At 65.3% G+C, this 14,591-nt stretch carries 17 protein-coding genes; 11 read left to right on the forward strand and 6 right to left on the reverse strand.

Annotated features, from left to right (window positions below; translation table 11 throughout):
• Positions 1-60 precede the first annotated feature (60 nt).
• The 4 genes from radA (at position 61) to MRBLMC3_RS08995 (ending at position 3,704) form a co-directional block, all read left to right on the forward strand.
• Positions 61-1,428 (forward strand): DNA repair protein RadA, encoded by a 1,368-nt coding sequence (radA, locus tag MRBLMC3_RS08980; RefSeq protein ID WP_007687127.1) that lies wholly within the window; start codon positions 61-63, stop codon positions 1,426-1,428.
• Between the two features lie 11 nt (positions 1,429-1,439).
• Positions 1,440-1,955 (forward strand): CvpA family protein, encoded by a 516-nt coding sequence (locus MRBLMC3_RS08985; RefSeq protein ID WP_363735499.1) that lies wholly within the window; start codon positions 1,440-1,442, stop codon positions 1,953-1,955.
• 125 nt (positions 1,956-2,080) lie between these two features.
• A complete protein-coding gene (locus MRBLMC3_RS08990) occupies positions 2,081-2,263 on the forward strand; it encodes a CsbD family protein (protein WP_363735498.1) in 183 nt (60 codons plus the stop codon).
• 118 nt (positions 2,264-2,381) lie between these two features.
• Positions 2,382-3,704 carry an aminopeptidase P family protein gene (locus tag MRBLMC3_RS08995; protein ID WP_363827770.1) on the forward strand — a complete coding sequence of 441 codons (1,323 nt, stop codon included), beginning with the start codon at positions 2,382-2,384 and terminating at the stop codon, positions 3,702-3,704.
• Between the two features lie 128 nt (positions 3,705-3,832).
• On the opposite strand, the gene MRBLMC3_RS09000 is transcribed toward MRBLMC3_RS08995, so the two are convergent.
• On the reverse strand, positions 3,833-5,206 hold the full coding sequence (locus MRBLMC3_RS09000; RefSeq protein ID WP_363827773.1) for an alanine/glycine:cation symporter family protein: 1,374 nt from the start codon (positions 5,204-5,206) through the stop codon (positions 3,833-3,835).
• An 88-nt stretch (positions 5,207-5,294) separates the two neighbouring features.
• Between MRBLMC3_RS09000 and glmM the strand changes: the two genes are divergently transcribed.
• The 5 genes from glmM to MRBLMC3_RS09025 all read left to right on the forward strand — a co-directional run bounded on the left by glmM (position 5,295) and on the right by MRBLMC3_RS09025 (position 8,999).
• A complete protein-coding gene (gene glmM, locus MRBLMC3_RS09005) occupies positions 5,295-6,635 on the forward strand; it encodes a phosphoglucosamine mutase (RefSeq protein ID WP_363735494.1) in 1,341 nt (446 codons plus the stop codon).
• A 63-nt stretch (positions 6,636-6,698) separates the two neighbouring features.
• Positions 6,699-6,923 (forward strand): DUF1272 domain-containing protein, encoded by a 225-nt coding sequence (locus MRBLMC3_RS09010; RefSeq protein ID WP_363827939.1) that lies wholly within the window; start codon positions 6,699-6,701, stop codon positions 6,921-6,923.
• Entirely contained in the window at positions 6,920-7,681 is a 762-nt protein-coding gene (gene thiD, locus MRBLMC3_RS09015; RefSeq protein ID WP_363735493.1) for a bifunctional hydroxymethylpyrimidine kinase/phosphomethylpyrimidine kinase, read from the forward strand. Before MRBLMC3_RS09010 ends, thiD begins: the two co-directional genes overlap by 4 nt.
• Positions 7,674-8,273, forward strand: a complete 600-nt coding sequence (locus MRBLMC3_RS09020; protein ID WP_363735589.1) for a ribonuclease HII — start codon at positions 7,674-7,676, stop codon at positions 8,271-8,273. Before thiD ends, MRBLMC3_RS09020 begins: the two co-directional genes overlap by 8 nt.
• A 90-nt stretch (positions 8,274-8,363) precedes the next feature.
• Positions 8,364-8,999 (forward strand): L,D-transpeptidase family protein, encoded by a 636-nt coding sequence (locus MRBLMC3_RS09025; protein ID WP_363827776.1) that lies wholly within the window; start codon positions 8,364-8,366, stop codon positions 8,997-8,999.
• A 72-nt stretch (positions 9,000-9,071) separates the two neighbouring features.
• Here MRBLMC3_RS09025 and ahpF read toward each other — a convergent pair whose 3' ends face one another.
• The 3 genes from ahpF to MRBLMC3_RS09040 form a co-directional block, all read right to left on the reverse strand.
• Positions 9,072-10,652, reverse strand: a complete 1,581-nt coding sequence (ahpF, locus tag MRBLMC3_RS09030) for an alkyl hydroperoxide reductase subunit F (RefSeq protein ID WP_363827778.1) — start codon at positions 10,650-10,652, stop codon at positions 9,072-9,074.
• A 350-nt stretch (positions 10,653-11,002) separates the two neighbouring features.
• Complete coding sequence (gene ahpC / locus MRBLMC3_RS09035; protein WP_133654589.1) at positions 11,003-11,566, reverse strand: alkyl hydroperoxide reductase subunit C; 564 nt, start codon at positions 11,564-11,566, stop codon at positions 11,003-11,005.
• A 118-nt stretch (positions 11,567-11,684) separates the two neighbouring features.
• Positions 11,685-12,335 (reverse strand): TetR family transcriptional regulator C-terminal domain-containing protein, encoded by a 651-nt coding sequence (locus MRBLMC3_RS09040; protein WP_133654590.1) that lies wholly within the window; start codon positions 12,333-12,335, stop codon positions 11,685-11,687.
• A 129-nt stretch (positions 12,336-12,464) separates the two neighbouring features.
• Here MRBLMC3_RS09040 and MRBLMC3_RS09045 point away from each other — a divergent pair, with 129 nt between their 5' ends.
• Positions 12,465-12,926: a hypothetical protein gene (locus tag MRBLMC3_RS09045; protein ID WP_363827781.1), complete on the forward strand. Its 462-nt coding sequence runs from the start codon at positions 12,465-12,467 to the stop codon at positions 12,924-12,926.
• A gap of 117 nt (positions 12,927-13,043) precedes the next feature.
• Positions 13,044-13,283 carry a hypothetical protein gene (locus MRBLMC3_RS09050; protein ID WP_363735488.1) on the forward strand — a complete coding sequence of 80 codons (240 nt, stop codon included), beginning with the start codon at positions 13,044-13,046 and terminating at the stop codon, positions 13,281-13,283.
• 116 nt (positions 13,284-13,399) lie between these two features.
• Here the strand turns inward: MRBLMC3_RS09050 and MRBLMC3_RS09055 are convergent, their stop codons facing one another.
• The gene (locus MRBLMC3_RS09055; RefSeq protein WP_133654593.1) at positions 13,400-13,927 is read right to left on the reverse strand and encodes a CarD family transcriptional regulator; all 528 of its coding nucleotides are present in this window, start codon (positions 13,925-13,927) and stop codon (positions 13,400-13,402) included.
• A gap of 254 nt (positions 13,928-14,181) precedes the next feature.
• Positions 14,182-14,520 (reverse strand): ferredoxin FdxA, encoded by a 339-nt coding sequence (fdxA, locus tag MRBLMC3_RS09060; RefSeq protein WP_363735486.1) that lies wholly within the window; start codon positions 14,518-14,520, stop codon positions 14,182-14,184.
• Positions 14,521-14,591: the final 71 nt, after the last annotated feature.

A 14,591-nucleotide genomic window follows, 5' to 3' on the forward strand; every position in this document is an offset into this window, starting at 1 on the left:
TTTCCACGGGAAGATGCAAAGAGGATTTGTGTTCCGCATATGTTCTGTTATGCGTGCGCAATGGCCAAGGCAAAGCGCAAATTCGTCTGTCAGCAATGCGGCACCGTTTCGGGCCGGTGGCAGGGGCAGTGCGACGATTGCGGCGAATGGAACAGCATTGTCGAGGAAGCTGCGGAAACCGTCTTTTCCGCCCGTCATGACCTGCATAGCGGGGGCAGGGCGCTGATGCTGGTGGGGCTGGACGACAAGGTGGAACTGCCGCCGCGCACCACCACCGGCATAGCGGAGTTCGACCGGGCACTGGGAGGCGGCATCGTCTCCGGTTCGGCCACGCTGATCGGCGGCGATCCCGGCATCGGGAAGTCGACGCTGCTGCTGCAGGCCGCCGCCCGCATTGCATCTGCGGGGCACAGCGTCGCCTATATCAGCGGGGAGGAGGCATCGGACCAGGTGCGCCTGCGCGCGCAGCGGCTGGGGCTGGGCAACGCGCCCGTGCAGCTTGCCAGCGCCACTTCCGTGCGCGACATTTTGACGACCCTGGGCGAAGGTGCACCACCGGCGCTGCTGATCATCGATTCGATCCAGACGATGCACAGCGACCTTATCGAGGGCGCGCCCGGCACGGTGAGCCAGGTTCGCGCCTCCTCGCAGGAGCTGATCCGCTTTGCCAAGCAGCGCGGCACGGCCCTGATCCTTGTCGGCCATGTCACCAAGGACGGCAGCATCGCCGGTCCGCGCGTGCTGGAGCATATGGTCGACACCGTGTTGAGCTTCGAGGGTGAGCGGAGCCATCAATATCGCATCCTGCGCGCGATCAAGAACCGATTCGGCGGCACGGACGAGATCGGCGTCTTCGCCATGGTGGCGGAGGGGCTGGAGGAGGTTGCCAATCCCTCCGCCCTGTTCCTCACCCATCGCGACGAGAATGTGACCGGCGCGACCGTATTCCCGGCGCTGGAGGGAACGCGCCCGGTGCTGGTCGAGATTCAGGCGCTGGTCGTCCGTCTTTCCAGCGGCGCCACGCCCCGTCGCGCCGTGGTGGGATGGGACAGCGGGCGGCTCGCCATGGTGCTGGCCGTGCTGGAGGCGCGCTGCGGCCTCAGCTTCTCTACCTGCGAAGTCTATCTGAACGTCGCGGGCGGCTATCGCCTGTCGGACCCTGCGGCCGACCTGGCGGTTGCGGCGGCGCTGATGTCGGCCCTGTCGGAGCGTCCGGTGCCCGCCGATGTGGTCCTCTTCGGGGAAATTGCTCTGTCTGGCGAAATCCGGCCGGTGGCCCATGCTCCGCTCCGATTGCGCGAGGCGGCCAAGCTCGGCTTCAATCGTGCCTTTGTTCCCGCCGCCGTGGCTGACGGCGTCAAGGGCATTTCCGTGAGCGGTTATCGCGCCCTTGCGCAACTTGTTGACCAGATGCTCGGCCGCGGATAGCCAACAGCGCGATGAACGCGATCGACATACTCGTCCTGCTGCTGATCGGCGGCTGTGCCATTTTCGGGCTGATGCGTGGTTTCGTGCAGGAAACCCTGTCGCTGATCGCGTGGGTGCTGGCGATCTTTGCGATCCGGCTCTTCCATGCCTCGGCCACGGAACTGGTGGCGCCCTTCGTCGGCAGTGTGAGTGGGGCGGCTGTGCTGGCCTTCGTTCTGGTCTTCGGCATCACGTTCGGCGCTGGCAAGATGCTGGCGCACGCGATTGGCCGGCGCACGCGGCAGTCGATTCTGGGACCTGTCGATCGGGTTCTGGGCGCGGGCTTCGGCGCGGTCAAAGGCCTGATCGGCGCGACGCTGGTGTTTCTGGCGTTCAGCCTGGTTTATGACACTTTTTACGGCAGCGGCGCGCGACGCCCCGACTGGCTGTCGGATGCCCGGACATATCCGTTGCTCAATGCCAGCGGTCAGGCGATCAGCGAATTCGTGGTGGAGCATCGGGCGCGCAAGCCATCCGCTTCGGACTAGGCGGTCTGAACGCGCGCCGCCGTGACGCCCGTTTCGCAATGCTGTCCGTTCCGCCTGCGTATTGGTGGAAACTTTCGGTTCTGCTCATCCGTTCATCGGGTAACAGCAACGCAAGGAGATTTCCGATGGGCGAGATGACCGACAAGGTGAAGGCCGCGGGCAACAAGGCCGCTGGTGCGATCAAGGAAGCTGTCGGCCGCAACCAGCGCGATCCTGACCTGGTCGCGGAGGGGCAAGCCCAGAAGGTCAAGGGCACGGCGCAGGACATCAAGGGTTCCGTCAAGGGCGCTCTTGGCGACAAGATCTGAACCAAAGTCCATGAATGTTACATAGAATGGCCTCGCCTTTTTGGCGGGGCCTTTTACTGTATTATTGACATCATACACCTCTTGCTGCTTCACTTGGTGGGCAAGGGAGTTCAGGGACATGTTGGATCGACGGTCGATAATCGCGGGCGGGACGGCTTCGCTCCTGTGCGCGACTGGATTGCGCGCGCAGGTCCTGCCGCCGCAGGGTTTTGCCACGCCGTCGGGAACGGTCCCCTTCGCGCCCGAGGTGTTCCGCGAACGCCGTCGCCGGGTGATGGAGGCATTGAAGGACGGGGTCGCCGTCGTCCATGGCGCGGGGCCGGTGGAAAGCAGCGCGGCGGTGGCGCCGCCCTTCGTGCAGGATGGCGATTTTGCCTGGCTGACTGGCATTGTCGACGAGCCGGATGCCGTCCTTGTCATGGCGCCCGCCGAACGCACAATCAGGGAATGGCTGCTGCTGCCGTCGCGCGATGTGGAGTCGGAGCGCTGGGAGGTCGAGCGCTTGCCGCTGGGCACGGAACTGGAGCGGCGCACGGGCTTTGCCAGGGTTTCGCGCACCGGCGGCCTGGGGAGCCTGGTCACCACCCTGGCCGAGCGGTCCAAGACGCTGCATTTCCTGGGGCCGATCGTCAGCGCATCGGCGCCCGTGCCCAAGGCGCTGGAGCTCTATGGCAGGGTGATGCAGCGCGTGCCGGGCGTTTCGATGAAGGATGACAGCGCGCTTCTGCCTTCGCTGCGCATCGTCAAGGAAGCGCGCGAACTGGAGTTGATGCGCAAGGCGATGGCAGCGACGGCGCGGGGTCACATCGCCGCGATGAAGCAGGTGCGTCCCGGCATGACCGAACGGCAGTTGAAGGCGATATTGGAGGAGGGCTTCCGCGCCGGAGGCGGCGAGGGGCTGGCCTATGACAGCATCGTCGCGACCGGGCGCAACGCGGCGTCGCTGCACTATACGGGCGGCAGCGGCGTGATCGGCGAGAAGGACCTGATCCTGATCGACGCGGCCGCCTCCGTCGGGGGTTATGCCTGCGACGTGACGCGCACCTTCCCCGCCAGCGGCAGGTTCACCGACGAACAGCGCGCATCCTATGAACTGGTCCTCGCCGCGCAGGCCGCCGCCGTCGCCAGGCTGAAGGCCGGGGTCTATTATGAGGATCTGGTCGAGGCGGCGAAGGACGTGTTCCGGAAAGCGGGGCGGGTGGACGATTTCACCCATGGGCTGGGGCATCTGGTCGGGCTCGACGTCCATGATGTGGGCGACATGTCGAAGCCGCTGCCCGCCGGCGCGGTCATCACCGTGGAGCCGGGGCTGTATGTCCAGTCCGCCAATTACGGCATCCGGATCGAGGATCTGTACCTGATCACGCCGACCGGATCGCAGCGGTTGAGCGAAGGCGTGCCGCGCAGCATTGCGGAGATCGAGGCGGCGATGGCGCGATAGGCTGCCTCAACAAGGGCACGGTGTTCCTGCCCTGCCGTCATTCGGTGATCAGGGGGATGCGAGCCGTTCAGGCGGCGGGACTGGGCTCCTGCCTTCGCAGGAGCACGGCTTGCTGAAAGCCTGGGGGCCTAATCCTCTTCGGGGGTTGCCAGATAGTCCCGCACATCGCGTCGCAGCTCCCCGGCGCAGAGGTAGAGGGCGATGACATTGGGGACCGCCATCAGGAAGAAGCTGCTGTCGACGATGCCGACCACCCGGCCGAGGTCGATCGCGGCGGCGGGGGGCAGGGCGACGATATAGAGGATCTTGTAGGTCCATTGCGCCCTGGGGCCGTTGCCGAACAGATAGCCCCAGGCCTGAAGGCCGTAAAAGCCCCAGGCGACCAGCGTCGAATAGGCGAACAGCACCACCACCACCGCGAGCAGCCAGGGGAAGGAGGGCGACACCTGCGCGAAGGCGGCGGAGGTGATGGCAATCCCCTCCAGCCCGCCCTTCCATGTGCCGGCCACGACCAGCGCCAGCCCGCCCAGGGCGCAGACGACCATCGTGCCGAGCAGCGGTTCTAGCAGGGCGACCAGCCCCTCCGACACCGGATGCCGCACGCGCGCCAGGCTGTGCGCCATCACCGCCGATCCCACGCCCGCCTCGCTGGCGAACACGGCGCGCCGCATGCCGGCGACGAAGGCGCCGACCGCGCCGCCGGTCGCGGCCTGCCCGTTCCATGCGCCGTGCCAGATGTCCGCCAGCGCGCCCGGAATGGCGGCGGCATGAAGGATCAGCACGGTCGCCACGCCGACCAGATAGACCGCGACCTTGAGCGGGGTCAGACGTTTCGCCACTTCGCCCAGCCAGGCCGCGCCGCCCAGCGTCACCAGCGCCACCGCGCCCGCCAGCATCGTGCCATAGGCCCAGCCATTGCCGAAGCCCGTCACTACCTTCACCTGCGCGAAGCTCTGGTTGACCTGAACCATGGGGATCGCCCCGAACAGCGCGAAAAAAGCGTAGAGGCCGCCCAGGATCAGCCCGGCCCTGGGCCAGCCGCGCGCGGCGCCGACCGCCTTCAGCACATACATCGGCCCGCCATGCACATGGCCCTGCGCGTCGAAGACGCGATATTTGAGGCCCAGCGTTACTTCCGCCATCTTCACCGTCATGGCGAACCAGCCGATGATGAACATCCAGAGGATCGCGCCCGGCCCGCCCATTGTCAGCGCGACCGCGACGCCGGCGATATTGCCGAGGCCGATGGTGCCCGACAGCGCCGTCGACAGCGCGCCCCATTGGCTGACGTCGCCCTTCGCCTCGCCCGCATGGGGCTGCACCTTGAGGATGCGGAGCGCCCGGCCCACGGCCGTCAGGTTGGGAAAGCCGAGCCAGATGGTGAAGAACAGCATCGGCAGCGCGAGGTAGAGCACGATCAGTTCGATCTGCGTGCCCAGCACCGGCACCTTCATGAAGACCGCGCCGGAAAGGGCGTCGACCGCTGCATTGAATCCGTCCATTCGCAAGGGGATGGCCGGTCCCGGCTGGAAAGTCGAACAAAGATTGCTATGGGAGGGTGAGAGCTTCACCGCTGGGCGGGCAGGGACGATGAGCAGGAAATATTTCGGTACGGACGGCATTCGCGGGCGCACGAACCAGTGGCCGATGACGGCCGAGCTGGCGATGAAGGTCGGCATGGCGGCGGGCAAGCATTTCCAGCGGGGCACCCATCGCCACCGCGTGGTGATCGGCAAGGACACGCGGCTGTCGGGCTATATGGTGGAAAATGCCCTGGTCGCCGGGTTCACCGCGGTCGGCATGGACGTCGTGCAGTTCGGGCCGATCCCGACGCCCGCCGTGGCGTTGCTGGCCCATTCGATGCGCGCCGACCTGGGCGTGATGATCTCCGCCAGTCATAATCCCTATTTCGACAATGGCATCAAGCTGTTCGGTCCGGACGGATACAAGCTGTCCGATGAGGATGAACTGAAGATCGAGGCGATGCTGGACCAGCAGATTCCGCTCGCCGCATCGCAGGACATCGGCCGGGCCCGCCGCGTGGAGGATGCGCGCGGCCGCTATATCCATGCGGTGAAGTCGAGCTTTCCGGCGGAACTGCGGCTCGACGGACTCAAGATCGTGGTCGATTGCGCCAATGGCGCGGCCTATCAGGTCGCGCCTTCCGCCCTGTGGGAGCTGGGGGCGGAGGTCGTGGCGGTCGGCGTCACGCCCAACGGCATCAACATCAACGACCAGTGCGGATCGACCGCGCCGCTGCTGTTGCAGGAAAGCGTGGTGTCGGCGGGCGCGGACATCGGCATTGCGCTGGACGGCGACGCCGACCGGCTGATCGTGGTGGACGAGCATGGCACGATCGTCGACGGCGACCAGATCATGGCCCTGATCGCGGGCAATTTCGCGAAGGCGGGCACGCTGCGCGGCGGCGGGCTGGTGGCGACGGTGATGTCGAACCTGGGGCTGGAGCGTTTCCTGGCGGGGCAGGGCATGGCGCTGGAGCGGACCAAGGTCGGCGACCGCTATGTGCTGGAACGGATGCGCGAGGGCGGCTTCAATGTGGGAGGCGAGCAGTCGGGACATATGATCCTGTCGGACTATGCGACGACCGGCGACGGCACGGTCGCGGCGCTGCAGGTGCTGGCGGCGCTGGTGCGATCGGGCAAGCCGGCGAGCGAGGTGCTGCACCAGTTCGATCCCGTGCCGCAATTGCTGAAGAATGTCCGCTTTTCGGGCGGCAGGCCGCTGGAGCATGAGGATGTGAAGCGCGTCATCGCCCAGGCCGAGGCGGAACTGCAGGGCAGCGGGCGGCTGGTCATCCGTCCTTCCGGTACGGAGCCGGTGATCCGGGTGATGGCGGAAGGCGACCGGGAGGAACAGGTCAGGGATGTAGTGGAGCGCATCTGCGACGCGGTGGCCAGGGCGGCGGCGTGATGGCGTCGCGTTGCGGTCGTTCCCGCCGGCGAAGAGAGGACGGACGAGCGGCGGGTGCGGATCATGCTTGAGATGCGGCCCGATTGCGAGCGCTGCGGCGTGGACCTGCCCGCCGATGAGCCGGGCGCGTTCATCTGTTCCTTCGAATGCACCTATTGCGCGTCCTGTGCGGAGGCGCTGGACGACCGCTGCCCCAATTGCGGCGGGGAGTTGATGGACCGGCCGACCCGGACGGGCGACGCGCTGAAGCGGCATCCGGCGTCGGCGGAGCGGCGTTTCAGGGCATGACCGTCGCGCGCGTCCTGATCATCGCCGGGTCCGACAGCGGCGGCGGGGCCGGCATCCAGGCCGATATCCGCACCGTGACGCTGCTGGGCGGTCATGCCATGACGGCGATCACCGCGATCACCGCGCAGAACACGCTGGGCGTGCAGGGCGTTCACCCGGTACCGACCGACATGGTGATCGGGCAGATGGAGAGCGTCATCAGCGATATCGGTGTCGACGCGGTGAAGATCGGCATGATCGGATCGGCGCAGACCGCCGCGGCGGTGGCGGAGCGGCTGGCGATGCTGGAGGGCGTGCCCATCGTCTTCGACCCGGTCATGGTCGCCAGCAGCGGTTCGGTGCTGGCCGATGAGGCGACCGTGGCGGCGTTCGAGAGGCTGATGGCGCTGGCCACGGTGGTGACGCCCAATATCCCGGAACTGGCGGCGCTGGGCGGGGAGGAGATCGCGATCCGCTTCGCCACCCATGTGCTCGCCAAGGGCGGCCATGGCGAGGGGCCGATGCTGACCGACCGGCTGATCGGGCCGCGCGGCGTGGTGAAGGCGTGGAGCAATGCGCGGATCGACACGCGGCATAGCCATGGCACCGGCTGCACGCTGGCCAGCGCGATCGCGACGGGGCTGGGCCAGGGATGGGACATGATCGACGCGATCGAACGGGCGCGCAAATATGTGCGGGAGGCGCTGGCGCTGGCGCCTGGGCTGGGCGGCGGACATGGGCCGATGGGCGCGCCTTTCGGATTCCATGACCATGCCTGATTTCGCCCATGAACTGCGCCATCATCCCGGACTGGTCGCCGGGGTGGACGAAGCGGGGCGGGGGCCGCTGGCCGGGCCGGTGGTGGCGGCGGCGGTGATCCTGCGGCAGGAGGATTGCCCCGACGGGCTCAATGACAGCAAGCAGCTCAGCGCGGCGAAGCGGGCCGTGCTGGAGGGCCAGATCAAGGCGCGGGCGCTGTGCTGGGGCCTGGGGGTCGCGTCGGTCGAGGAGATCGACAGCCTGAATATCCTGTGGGCGACCATGCTGGCGATGACGCGGGCGGTGGAGGCGCTGACCCATGATTGCGCGCATGTGCTGGTCGACGGCAATCGCTGTCCGCAGTGGCGATGGGCTTCGACGGCAGTGGTCGAGGGCGACGCCAAATGCCTGTCGATCGCGGCCGCCTCCATCCTGGCGAAGGAGGCGCGCGACCGGATGATGATAGAGGCGGCGGCGGTGCACCCGCATTATGGCTGGGAAAGCAACAAGGGCTATGGCAGCGCCCGGCATCTGGCCGCGCTGCGCGAGCATGGGCCGACGCCGCTGCACCGCAGGAGCTTTGCGCCGGTCGCGCAGTTGAGCCTGCTCTAGGGGATCGTTGCAGCGGCCCATCCCGTTCCGATACGGGGAAGCGACATGCGGGGGCTGGTGCCGGCCGGTCTTATGGTTAAGAAGGTGTTTATGCGCGCCTTTCCGACCTTCCTGCTGTTGCTGATCCTTGCGGTTGCGCGGCCTGCGGGGGCGCAGGAATCGCTGGGCCCGGGGGGGTATAGCTGGCTGGAGGAGGGGCCGTTTGGCGGGCCGCTCTATCTGGTCATCAGCATCGAGCGGCAGCGGGTGCATGTCTATGACGGTGACCGGCTGGTCGGCATCGCCAGCGTGTCGACGGGGATGAAGGGGCATCGCACGCCGACCGGCGAGTTTCCCGTCCTGCAGAAGCGGGAATGGCATCGGTCCAACATCTATTCCAACGCGCCCATGCCCTTCATGCAGCGGCTGACCTGGGACGGGATCGCGCTGCATGCCGGGCACAATCCGGGTTATCCGGCGAGCCATGGCTGTATCCGCCTGCCCTATGCCTTCGCCCGCAAGCTGTTCGGGATGACGCAGGTCGGAACGCTGGTCAGCGTGACGCCGGAGCGGTTGAGCCCGACGATGATGGTGGACGCGCTGGTGCTGGGCGATCCGGGCAGCGCCGTCGCCACCTTCACCCCGCAGGCGCCGGTCGCGCTGGCGCAGCGGGACGATCCGGTGGAGGGCGCGCCGATGCTGGAGGTGGATCCGGGAATATTCCGGTTGAGGTTGATGCGGCGTTAGGCCCGAAAGGGTGTGAGAAAGGCGGCGAGGCTCCTGTGAACCCCGCCGCCTTCCTGATTGCCGTCCTTGTGATCAGGCCGCTTCGGCGGCTTCCTCCGTCGCGGGGAGGCGGATGAGATAGTCGAAGGCGGACAGCGCCGCCGTCGATCCGGCACCCATGGCGATCACGATCTGCTTGTAGGGCACGGTGGTGCAATCGCCTGCGGCGAAGATGCCCGGCTGGCTGGTTTCGCCGCGCGCGTCGATCTCGATCTCGCCGCGTGGGGAAAGGGCGATCGCGTCCTTCAGCCATTCGGTGTTCGGGACAAGGCCGATCTGGACGAAGATGCCCTCCAGCTCGACATCATGCTCCGTGCCGCTGTTGCGGTCCTTGTAGCTGAGGCCGGTCACTTTCTCCCCATTGCCGTCCACCCTGGTCGTCAGGGCCGAGGTGATGATCCTGACATTGGGCAGGCTGGCGAGCTTGCGCTGAAGCACGGCGTCGGCACGAAGCTGGCTGTCGAATTCGATCAGCGTCACATGGGCGACGATGCCGGCAAGGTCGATCGCGGCTTCGACGCCGCTATTGCCGCCGCCGATCACCGCCACGCGCTTGCCCTTGAACAGCGGACCGTCGCAATGCGGGCAATAGGCGACGCCCTTGTTGCGATATTCCTCTTCGCCCGGCACGCCCATCTGCCGCCAGCGGGCGCCAGTGGAGAGGATGACGGTCCGGCCCTTGAGCGACGCGCCATTTTCCAGCACGACCTCATGATAGCCGCCTTCGGTCCTGGCGGGGATCAGCTTTGCAGCCTTCTGAAGGTTCATGATCTCGACTTCATAATCCTTGACGTGCGCTTCCAGCGCCGACGCCAGCTTGGGGCCCTCGGTACGGCTGACCGAGATGAAATTTTCGATATCCATGGTGTCGAGCACCTGGCCGCCGAAACGCTCCGCCGCGACGCCGGTGCGTATGCCCTTGCGCGCCGCATAGATCGCGGCGGCCGCGCCGGCGGGGCCGCCGCCGACCACCAGCACCTCGAACGGGTCCTGGGCCTCGATCTTCTCGGCCGCGCGGGCTGCCGCGCCGCTGTCGATCCTGGCGACGATCTGCTCCAGCTCCATGCGGCCGCTGGCGAAGGGTTCGCCGTTCAGGAAGACGGTGGGGACGGCCATGACCTTGCGGGCGTCGACCTCTTCCTTGAACAGCCCGCCGTCGATCGCGACGTGGCTGATGCGCGGGTTGAGCACGCTCATCAGATTGAGAGCCTGCACCACGTCGGGGCAATTCTGGCAGGAGAGGGAGAAATAGGTTTCGAAGGCGAAGTCGCCGTCCAGATCCTTGATCTGCTGGATCAGGTCCTGCGCCGCCTTGGAAGGGTGGCCGCCGACCTGGAGCAGTGCCAGCACCAGCGAGGTGAATTCATGGCCCATGGGCAGGCCGGCGAAGGTGACGCCGATGTCCGTGCCGGCGCGGCGGATCATGAAGCTGGGCACGCGCCTGTCATGACCGGCGGCGATGGTCACCTTGTCCGACAGTTCGGCGATCTCGTCCAGCAGGGTCTTCAGTTCCCGGCTCTTCGCGCCGTCGTCCAGCGACGCGACCAGTTCGATCGGCTGGGTGATGTTCGCCATATAGGCCTTGAGCTGGCCCTTGAGATTTGCGTCCAACATCTTCTGGTCTCCTTGGGTTGGGCGCGCCTATCCGGGGCGCGGCTAGAGCGCGTTGCGTCAAGTCCGAGTCATGCAGCGCGCGCTATGCTTTTGATGTCGCATCGTTTTTGCGCAAAACCGGTTCCCACTTTTGCGCACGATGCTCTATATCTTCGCCGGGATGGTGCGACCCGAAGGCCCGGCGTTCTTGCCAATGATCTGGCGGTATTGACGTTCCGTTTTCCTGCGAAGGCGGGAATTCGGCACGAAAGGGGACCGTGTTCCTGTCTTCGCAGGAAAACGCGGTTCCAGGATGGTCCGCCGGGCAGGGGAGAGCGTGTCTCGACCCAGCCCGACGAGACTCAAGGCTCTTAGATCTTGCCGACGAGGTCGAGCGACGGAGCGAGGGTTGCTTCGCCTTCTTCCCACTTGGCCGGGCAGACTTCGCCGGGATTGGCGGCGACATATTGCGCAGCCTTGACCTTGCGAAGCAGTTCGGTCGCGTTGCGGCCGACGCCTTCCGAGGTGATTTCCATGAACTGGATCACGCCTTCGGGATCGACCAGGAAGGTCGCGCGGTCGGCCAGGCCGACGCCCGGACGCATCACGTCGAAATTATTGGTGATCTGGCCCGACTGGTCGCCCAGCATGTAATAATTGATCTTGCCGATGGCCGGCGAGGTGTCATGCCAGGCCTTGTGGCTGAAATGCGTGTCGGTCGACACCGAGTACACCTCGACATTCAGCTTCTGCAGCGTCGGGTAGATGTCGGCCAGATCCTCCAGTTCCGTCGGGCAGACGAAGGTGAAGTCGGCGGGGTAGAAGAAGAAGACGGCCCACTTGCCCTTCACGTCGGCGTCGGTCACGTCGACGAACTTGCCTTCCTTGTAAGCGGTGGCGGTGAACGGCTTGATGGTCGTATTGATAAGCGCCATGGGCTTTCCAGTTCCTTTACAGGGGTTGCTGTTGCCCGACCCATGTAGGGAATGCGCGGGGTGGCGTGAAATTGGTTTTATTGGCCAGCTTGATTGATAAAAACGATCACTACCCGCGTCATTGATCGACTTGGCCATTTCTGGGCTTCGCCAGCACGTAATTCATCGCTTCCTCTATCATGCCGAGCGCTTCGGCGATCGTGAAGGTCGAGGAGTCGAGGCACAGTTCCAGCCACAGGCCGTCGATCATGGCGGTCAGCCCGATCGCGGCGATGCGCGCGTCGGGACGCGGGATCTGCGGCGCTGCTTCACGCAGCAGAACCTCCATGCGTTCGCGTCCCCCGCCATAGGTTTCGGCATGGGTGGCGGCGATCGCCGGATTGGTCTTGTTGAGGCTCCAGAAGGAAATCCAGGTCGCGAGCAGATTGGGGTCCAGCACGGGCGGCTGGAAGTTCGACCGCAGATAGGCCCAGAGTCGGTCACGCGGATCGGGTCCAGCCTCCGCCACGGCGCGTTCCATCGCGGCGGCGACCTTTTCGCCGACATCGCGATAGGTGGCCAGGATCAAGGCGTCGACGCCATCGAAATAATGGGTGAGCAAGCCCGCCGAGACGCCGGCATAGGCGCAGATCGCACGAACGGAAGTGCCGCCCACGCCCTTTTCCGCAAGGCAGCGCGCCGTCGCCTCTATCAGCGCCTGCCGCCGGAAATCAGCGGATTCGCGAACGAACCGTGCCCGTTCCGGGCGCACCTCAACCTTGTTCTCCATCTCTCTTCCCCGCCCATGATCCGATTTTCCCGCCGCAGCCGCTGACATGCGGCTCCGTCCCTTCCGGAAAAAATGGATCGAAGCCTCGCGTTCAGCGGTTTATCGGGTCAATTGCAAGGAGAAAGATGGATGAAACGCCGCAATCTGGGCCTGCTCCTGCCGCTGATGGCAATGGGAGCGCTATCGTCGGGCTGCACGAAGAATGTGGACCGGAACGAGGGAAATAATGTCGAGGCCCCGGAGGTTGAGGCGATCGCGGAGCCGGACGCCGTCGGATCAGCCGTCAACGAGTCGGCGAACCTGCCGACCGACGAATGGGTCGGACGGTGGAACGGGCCGGAGGGGCTATTCCTGGACATTCAGCCTTCGCCGGACGGCCGGCGCGGCCATTATGCGATCGCGAACCAGGACAATCTGGACCGGCAGGCGGATTATGCCGGCGTGGCCGAAGGAAAGACGATCCGCTTCATGCGCGACGGCAAGGATCTGACCATCCGTCCGGGAACGGGGGCGGAGACCGGCTTCAAGGATCTGGCTGGCCGGCAGGACTGCCTGATCGTCCTGCCGGGACGGGAGGGCTATTGCCGCTGAGGGATTATCCGGAAAGGCGCCTTGGCGCGGCCGTCGCGGCCCAGGAACCCGCCAGGAACCCGTCTGTGTGCTTGCGCATTTATGCCGCCGGGTGGCGTGAAGATGAGGAGGATCAATATGGCGGATTATCAGGAGCGTCCAGCAACGACCACGATCATCGAAAAGCGTGGCGGCGGCGGCACCATGATAGCGGTTCTCCTGCTGGTCGTGGTTGTGGCCATTGCCGCCTTCTTTCTGATCAGCAGCCAGAGCCGGAAGGACAACGCGGTCGAAAGCGCCGCCTCGCAGGTCGGTCAGGCGGCGAGCGACGTCGGCGACGCGGCCAAGGATGCGGCAGGCGCGGCCAAGGGCGAGTGAAGCCCTCGGCGGAACCGGCCGTCCGGCTTCATCCGCGTGGCTGACATGCAAAAAGGGCGCCCCCGATCGGGGGCGCCCTTTTCCAGGCCTGCCGTTGTCGGTTCAGCCCGAATTCTTCAGCCTTCGACCTTCACGTGCCGGGGTGCGGCCTCATTGAGGATGCGCAGGATCTTCTTGAGGGCGCTGGGTTCGTCCGTTTCCTCCATCGCCGCGAGTTCGCGGGCGAGGCGGCTGGACGCTGCCTCGAAGATCTGCCGTTCGGAATAGCTCTGTTCCGGCTGATCGTCGGCGCGGAACAGGTCACGCGTCACTTCAGCGATCGACACCAGGTCGCCCGAGTTGATCTTCGCTTCATATTCCTGGGCGCGGCGCGACCACATGGTCCGCTTTACCTTGGGCTTGCCCTTCAGCGTTTCGACCGCCTCCTCCAGCGTCTTGTTGGAGGACAGCTTGCGCATGCCGACGCCTTCGGCCTTGTTCGTGGGAACGCGGAGCGTCATGCGCTCCTTCTCGAAGCGGAGCACGTACAGCTCCAGCTCCATGCCTGCGATCTGCTCCTTTTGCAGCTCTATGACGCGGCCAACGCCATGCTTGGGGTAAACAACATAATCACCTACGTCAAAGGACAGCGCCTTGGCAGCCATTTGAAACCTTTCCATGTGTTCGGGGGAACGGTGGCATTCGCGTTGCAGGTGCGAAAAGACGCACCAGCCAGGGGAAGCGCGGCGCCACCATCATAACATCAGGCATTTGTCTCCGTAGCGGACGCGACCATGTCCACCTGTTGGTTCCCATTTATCAGATTCGTAACAAAATTGCCACCCCCGGACACAAAATCCGGGAGTGGGCGCGCAAGTTGACCGCTAGAGCTAGTCCTGGGCCGACCGGGGCCGGTCGCTCAGCTGCCGGTGCCGGGTTCCGCCGAGAAGAATTTCTCCAGCTTGTTTTCGATGCCCTTCATTTCATCGGCGTCCGCGGGCGCATCGCCCTTGACCGTGATGTTCGGCCATTCGGCGGAGAATTTCGTGTTGAGCTCCAGCCATTTTTCCAGGCCGTTCTCGGTATCGGGCAAGATCGCTTCGGCCGGGCATTCCGGTTCGCACACGCCGCAGTCGATGCACTCATTGGGATTGATGACCAACATGTTCTCACCCTCGTAGAAACAGTCCACGGGGCAAACTTCGACGCAATCCATATATTTGCAGCGGATGCAGTTATCGGTCACCACATAGGTCATGGGTCAACACTCTTGGAATTGAGACAATCGGCGCCTGCTATGCGCGGCCGGGGCGAAGGTCAATGAGGATA

The sequence above is a fragment of the Sphingobium sp. LMC3-1-1.1 genome (genome assembly GCF_040676285.1).
Lineage (GTDB): Bacteria > Pseudomonadota > Alphaproteobacteria > Sphingomonadales > Sphingomonadaceae > Sphingobium.

What these genes read in the sequence shown, in the direction of transcription:
- radA (WP_007687127.1), top strand. Translation starts at nt 61, where the DNA reads ATGGCCAAGGCAAAGCGCAAATTCGTCTGTCAGCAATGCGGCACCGTT.
- MRBLMC3_RS08985 (WP_363735499.1), top strand. Translation starts at nt 1,440, where the DNA reads ATGAACGCGATCGACATACTCGTCCTGCTGCTGATCGGCGGCTGTGCC.
- MRBLMC3_RS08990 (WP_363735498.1), top strand. Translation starts at nt 2,081, where the DNA reads ATGGGCGAGATGACCGACAAGGTGAAGGCCGCGGGCAACAAGGCCGCT.
- MRBLMC3_RS08995 (WP_363827770.1), top strand. Translation starts at nt 2,382, where the DNA reads ATGTTGGATCGACGGTCGATAATCGCGGGCGGGACGGCTTCGCTCCTG.
- MRBLMC3_RS09000 (WP_363827773.1), bottom strand. Translation starts at nt 5,206, where the DNA reads ATGGACGGATTCAATGCAGCGGTCGACGCCCTTTCCGGCGCGGTCTTC.
- glmM (WP_363735494.1), top strand. Translation starts at nt 5,295, where the DNA reads ATGAGCAGGAAATATTTCGGTACGGACGGCATTCGCGGGCGCACGAAC.
- MRBLMC3_RS09010 (WP_363827939.1), top strand. Translation starts at nt 6,699, where the DNA reads ATGCTTGAGATGCGGCCCGATTGCGAGCGCTGCGGCGTGGACCTGCCC.
- thiD (WP_363735493.1), top strand. Translation starts at nt 6,920, where the DNA reads ATGACCGTCGCGCGCGTCCTGATCATCGCCGGGTCCGACAGCGGCGGC.
- MRBLMC3_RS09020 (WP_363735589.1), top strand. Translation starts at nt 7,674, where the DNA reads ATGCCTGATTTCGCCCATGAACTGCGCCATCATCCCGGACTGGTCGCC.
- MRBLMC3_RS09025 (WP_363827776.1), top strand. Translation starts at nt 8,364, where the DNA reads ATGCGCGCCTTTCCGACCTTCCTGCTGTTGCTGATCCTTGCGGTTGCG.
- ahpF (WP_363827778.1), bottom strand. Translation starts at nt 10,652, where the DNA reads ATGTTGGACGCAAATCTCAAGGGCCAGCTCAAGGCCTATATGGCGAAC.
- ahpC (WP_133654589.1), bottom strand. Translation starts at nt 11,566, where the DNA reads ATGGCGCTTATCAATACGACCATCAAGCCGTTCACCGCCACCGCTTAC.
- MRBLMC3_RS09040 (WP_133654590.1), bottom strand. Translation starts at nt 12,335, where the DNA reads ATGGAGAACAAGGTTGAGGTGCGCCCGGAACGGGCACGGTTCGTTCGC.
- MRBLMC3_RS09045 (WP_363827781.1), top strand. Translation starts at nt 12,465, where the DNA reads ATGAAACGCCGCAATCTGGGCCTGCTCCTGCCGCTGATGGCAATGGGA.
- MRBLMC3_RS09050 (WP_363735488.1), top strand. Translation starts at nt 13,044, where the DNA reads ATGGCGGATTATCAGGAGCGTCCAGCAACGACCACGATCATCGAAAAG.
- MRBLMC3_RS09055 (WP_133654593.1), bottom strand. Translation starts at nt 13,927, where the DNA reads ATGGCTGCCAAGGCGCTGTCCTTTGACGTAGGTGATTATGTTGTTTAC.
- fdxA (WP_363735486.1), bottom strand. Translation starts at nt 14,520, where the DNA reads ATGACCTATGTGGTGACCGATAACTGCATCCGCTGCAAATATATGGAT.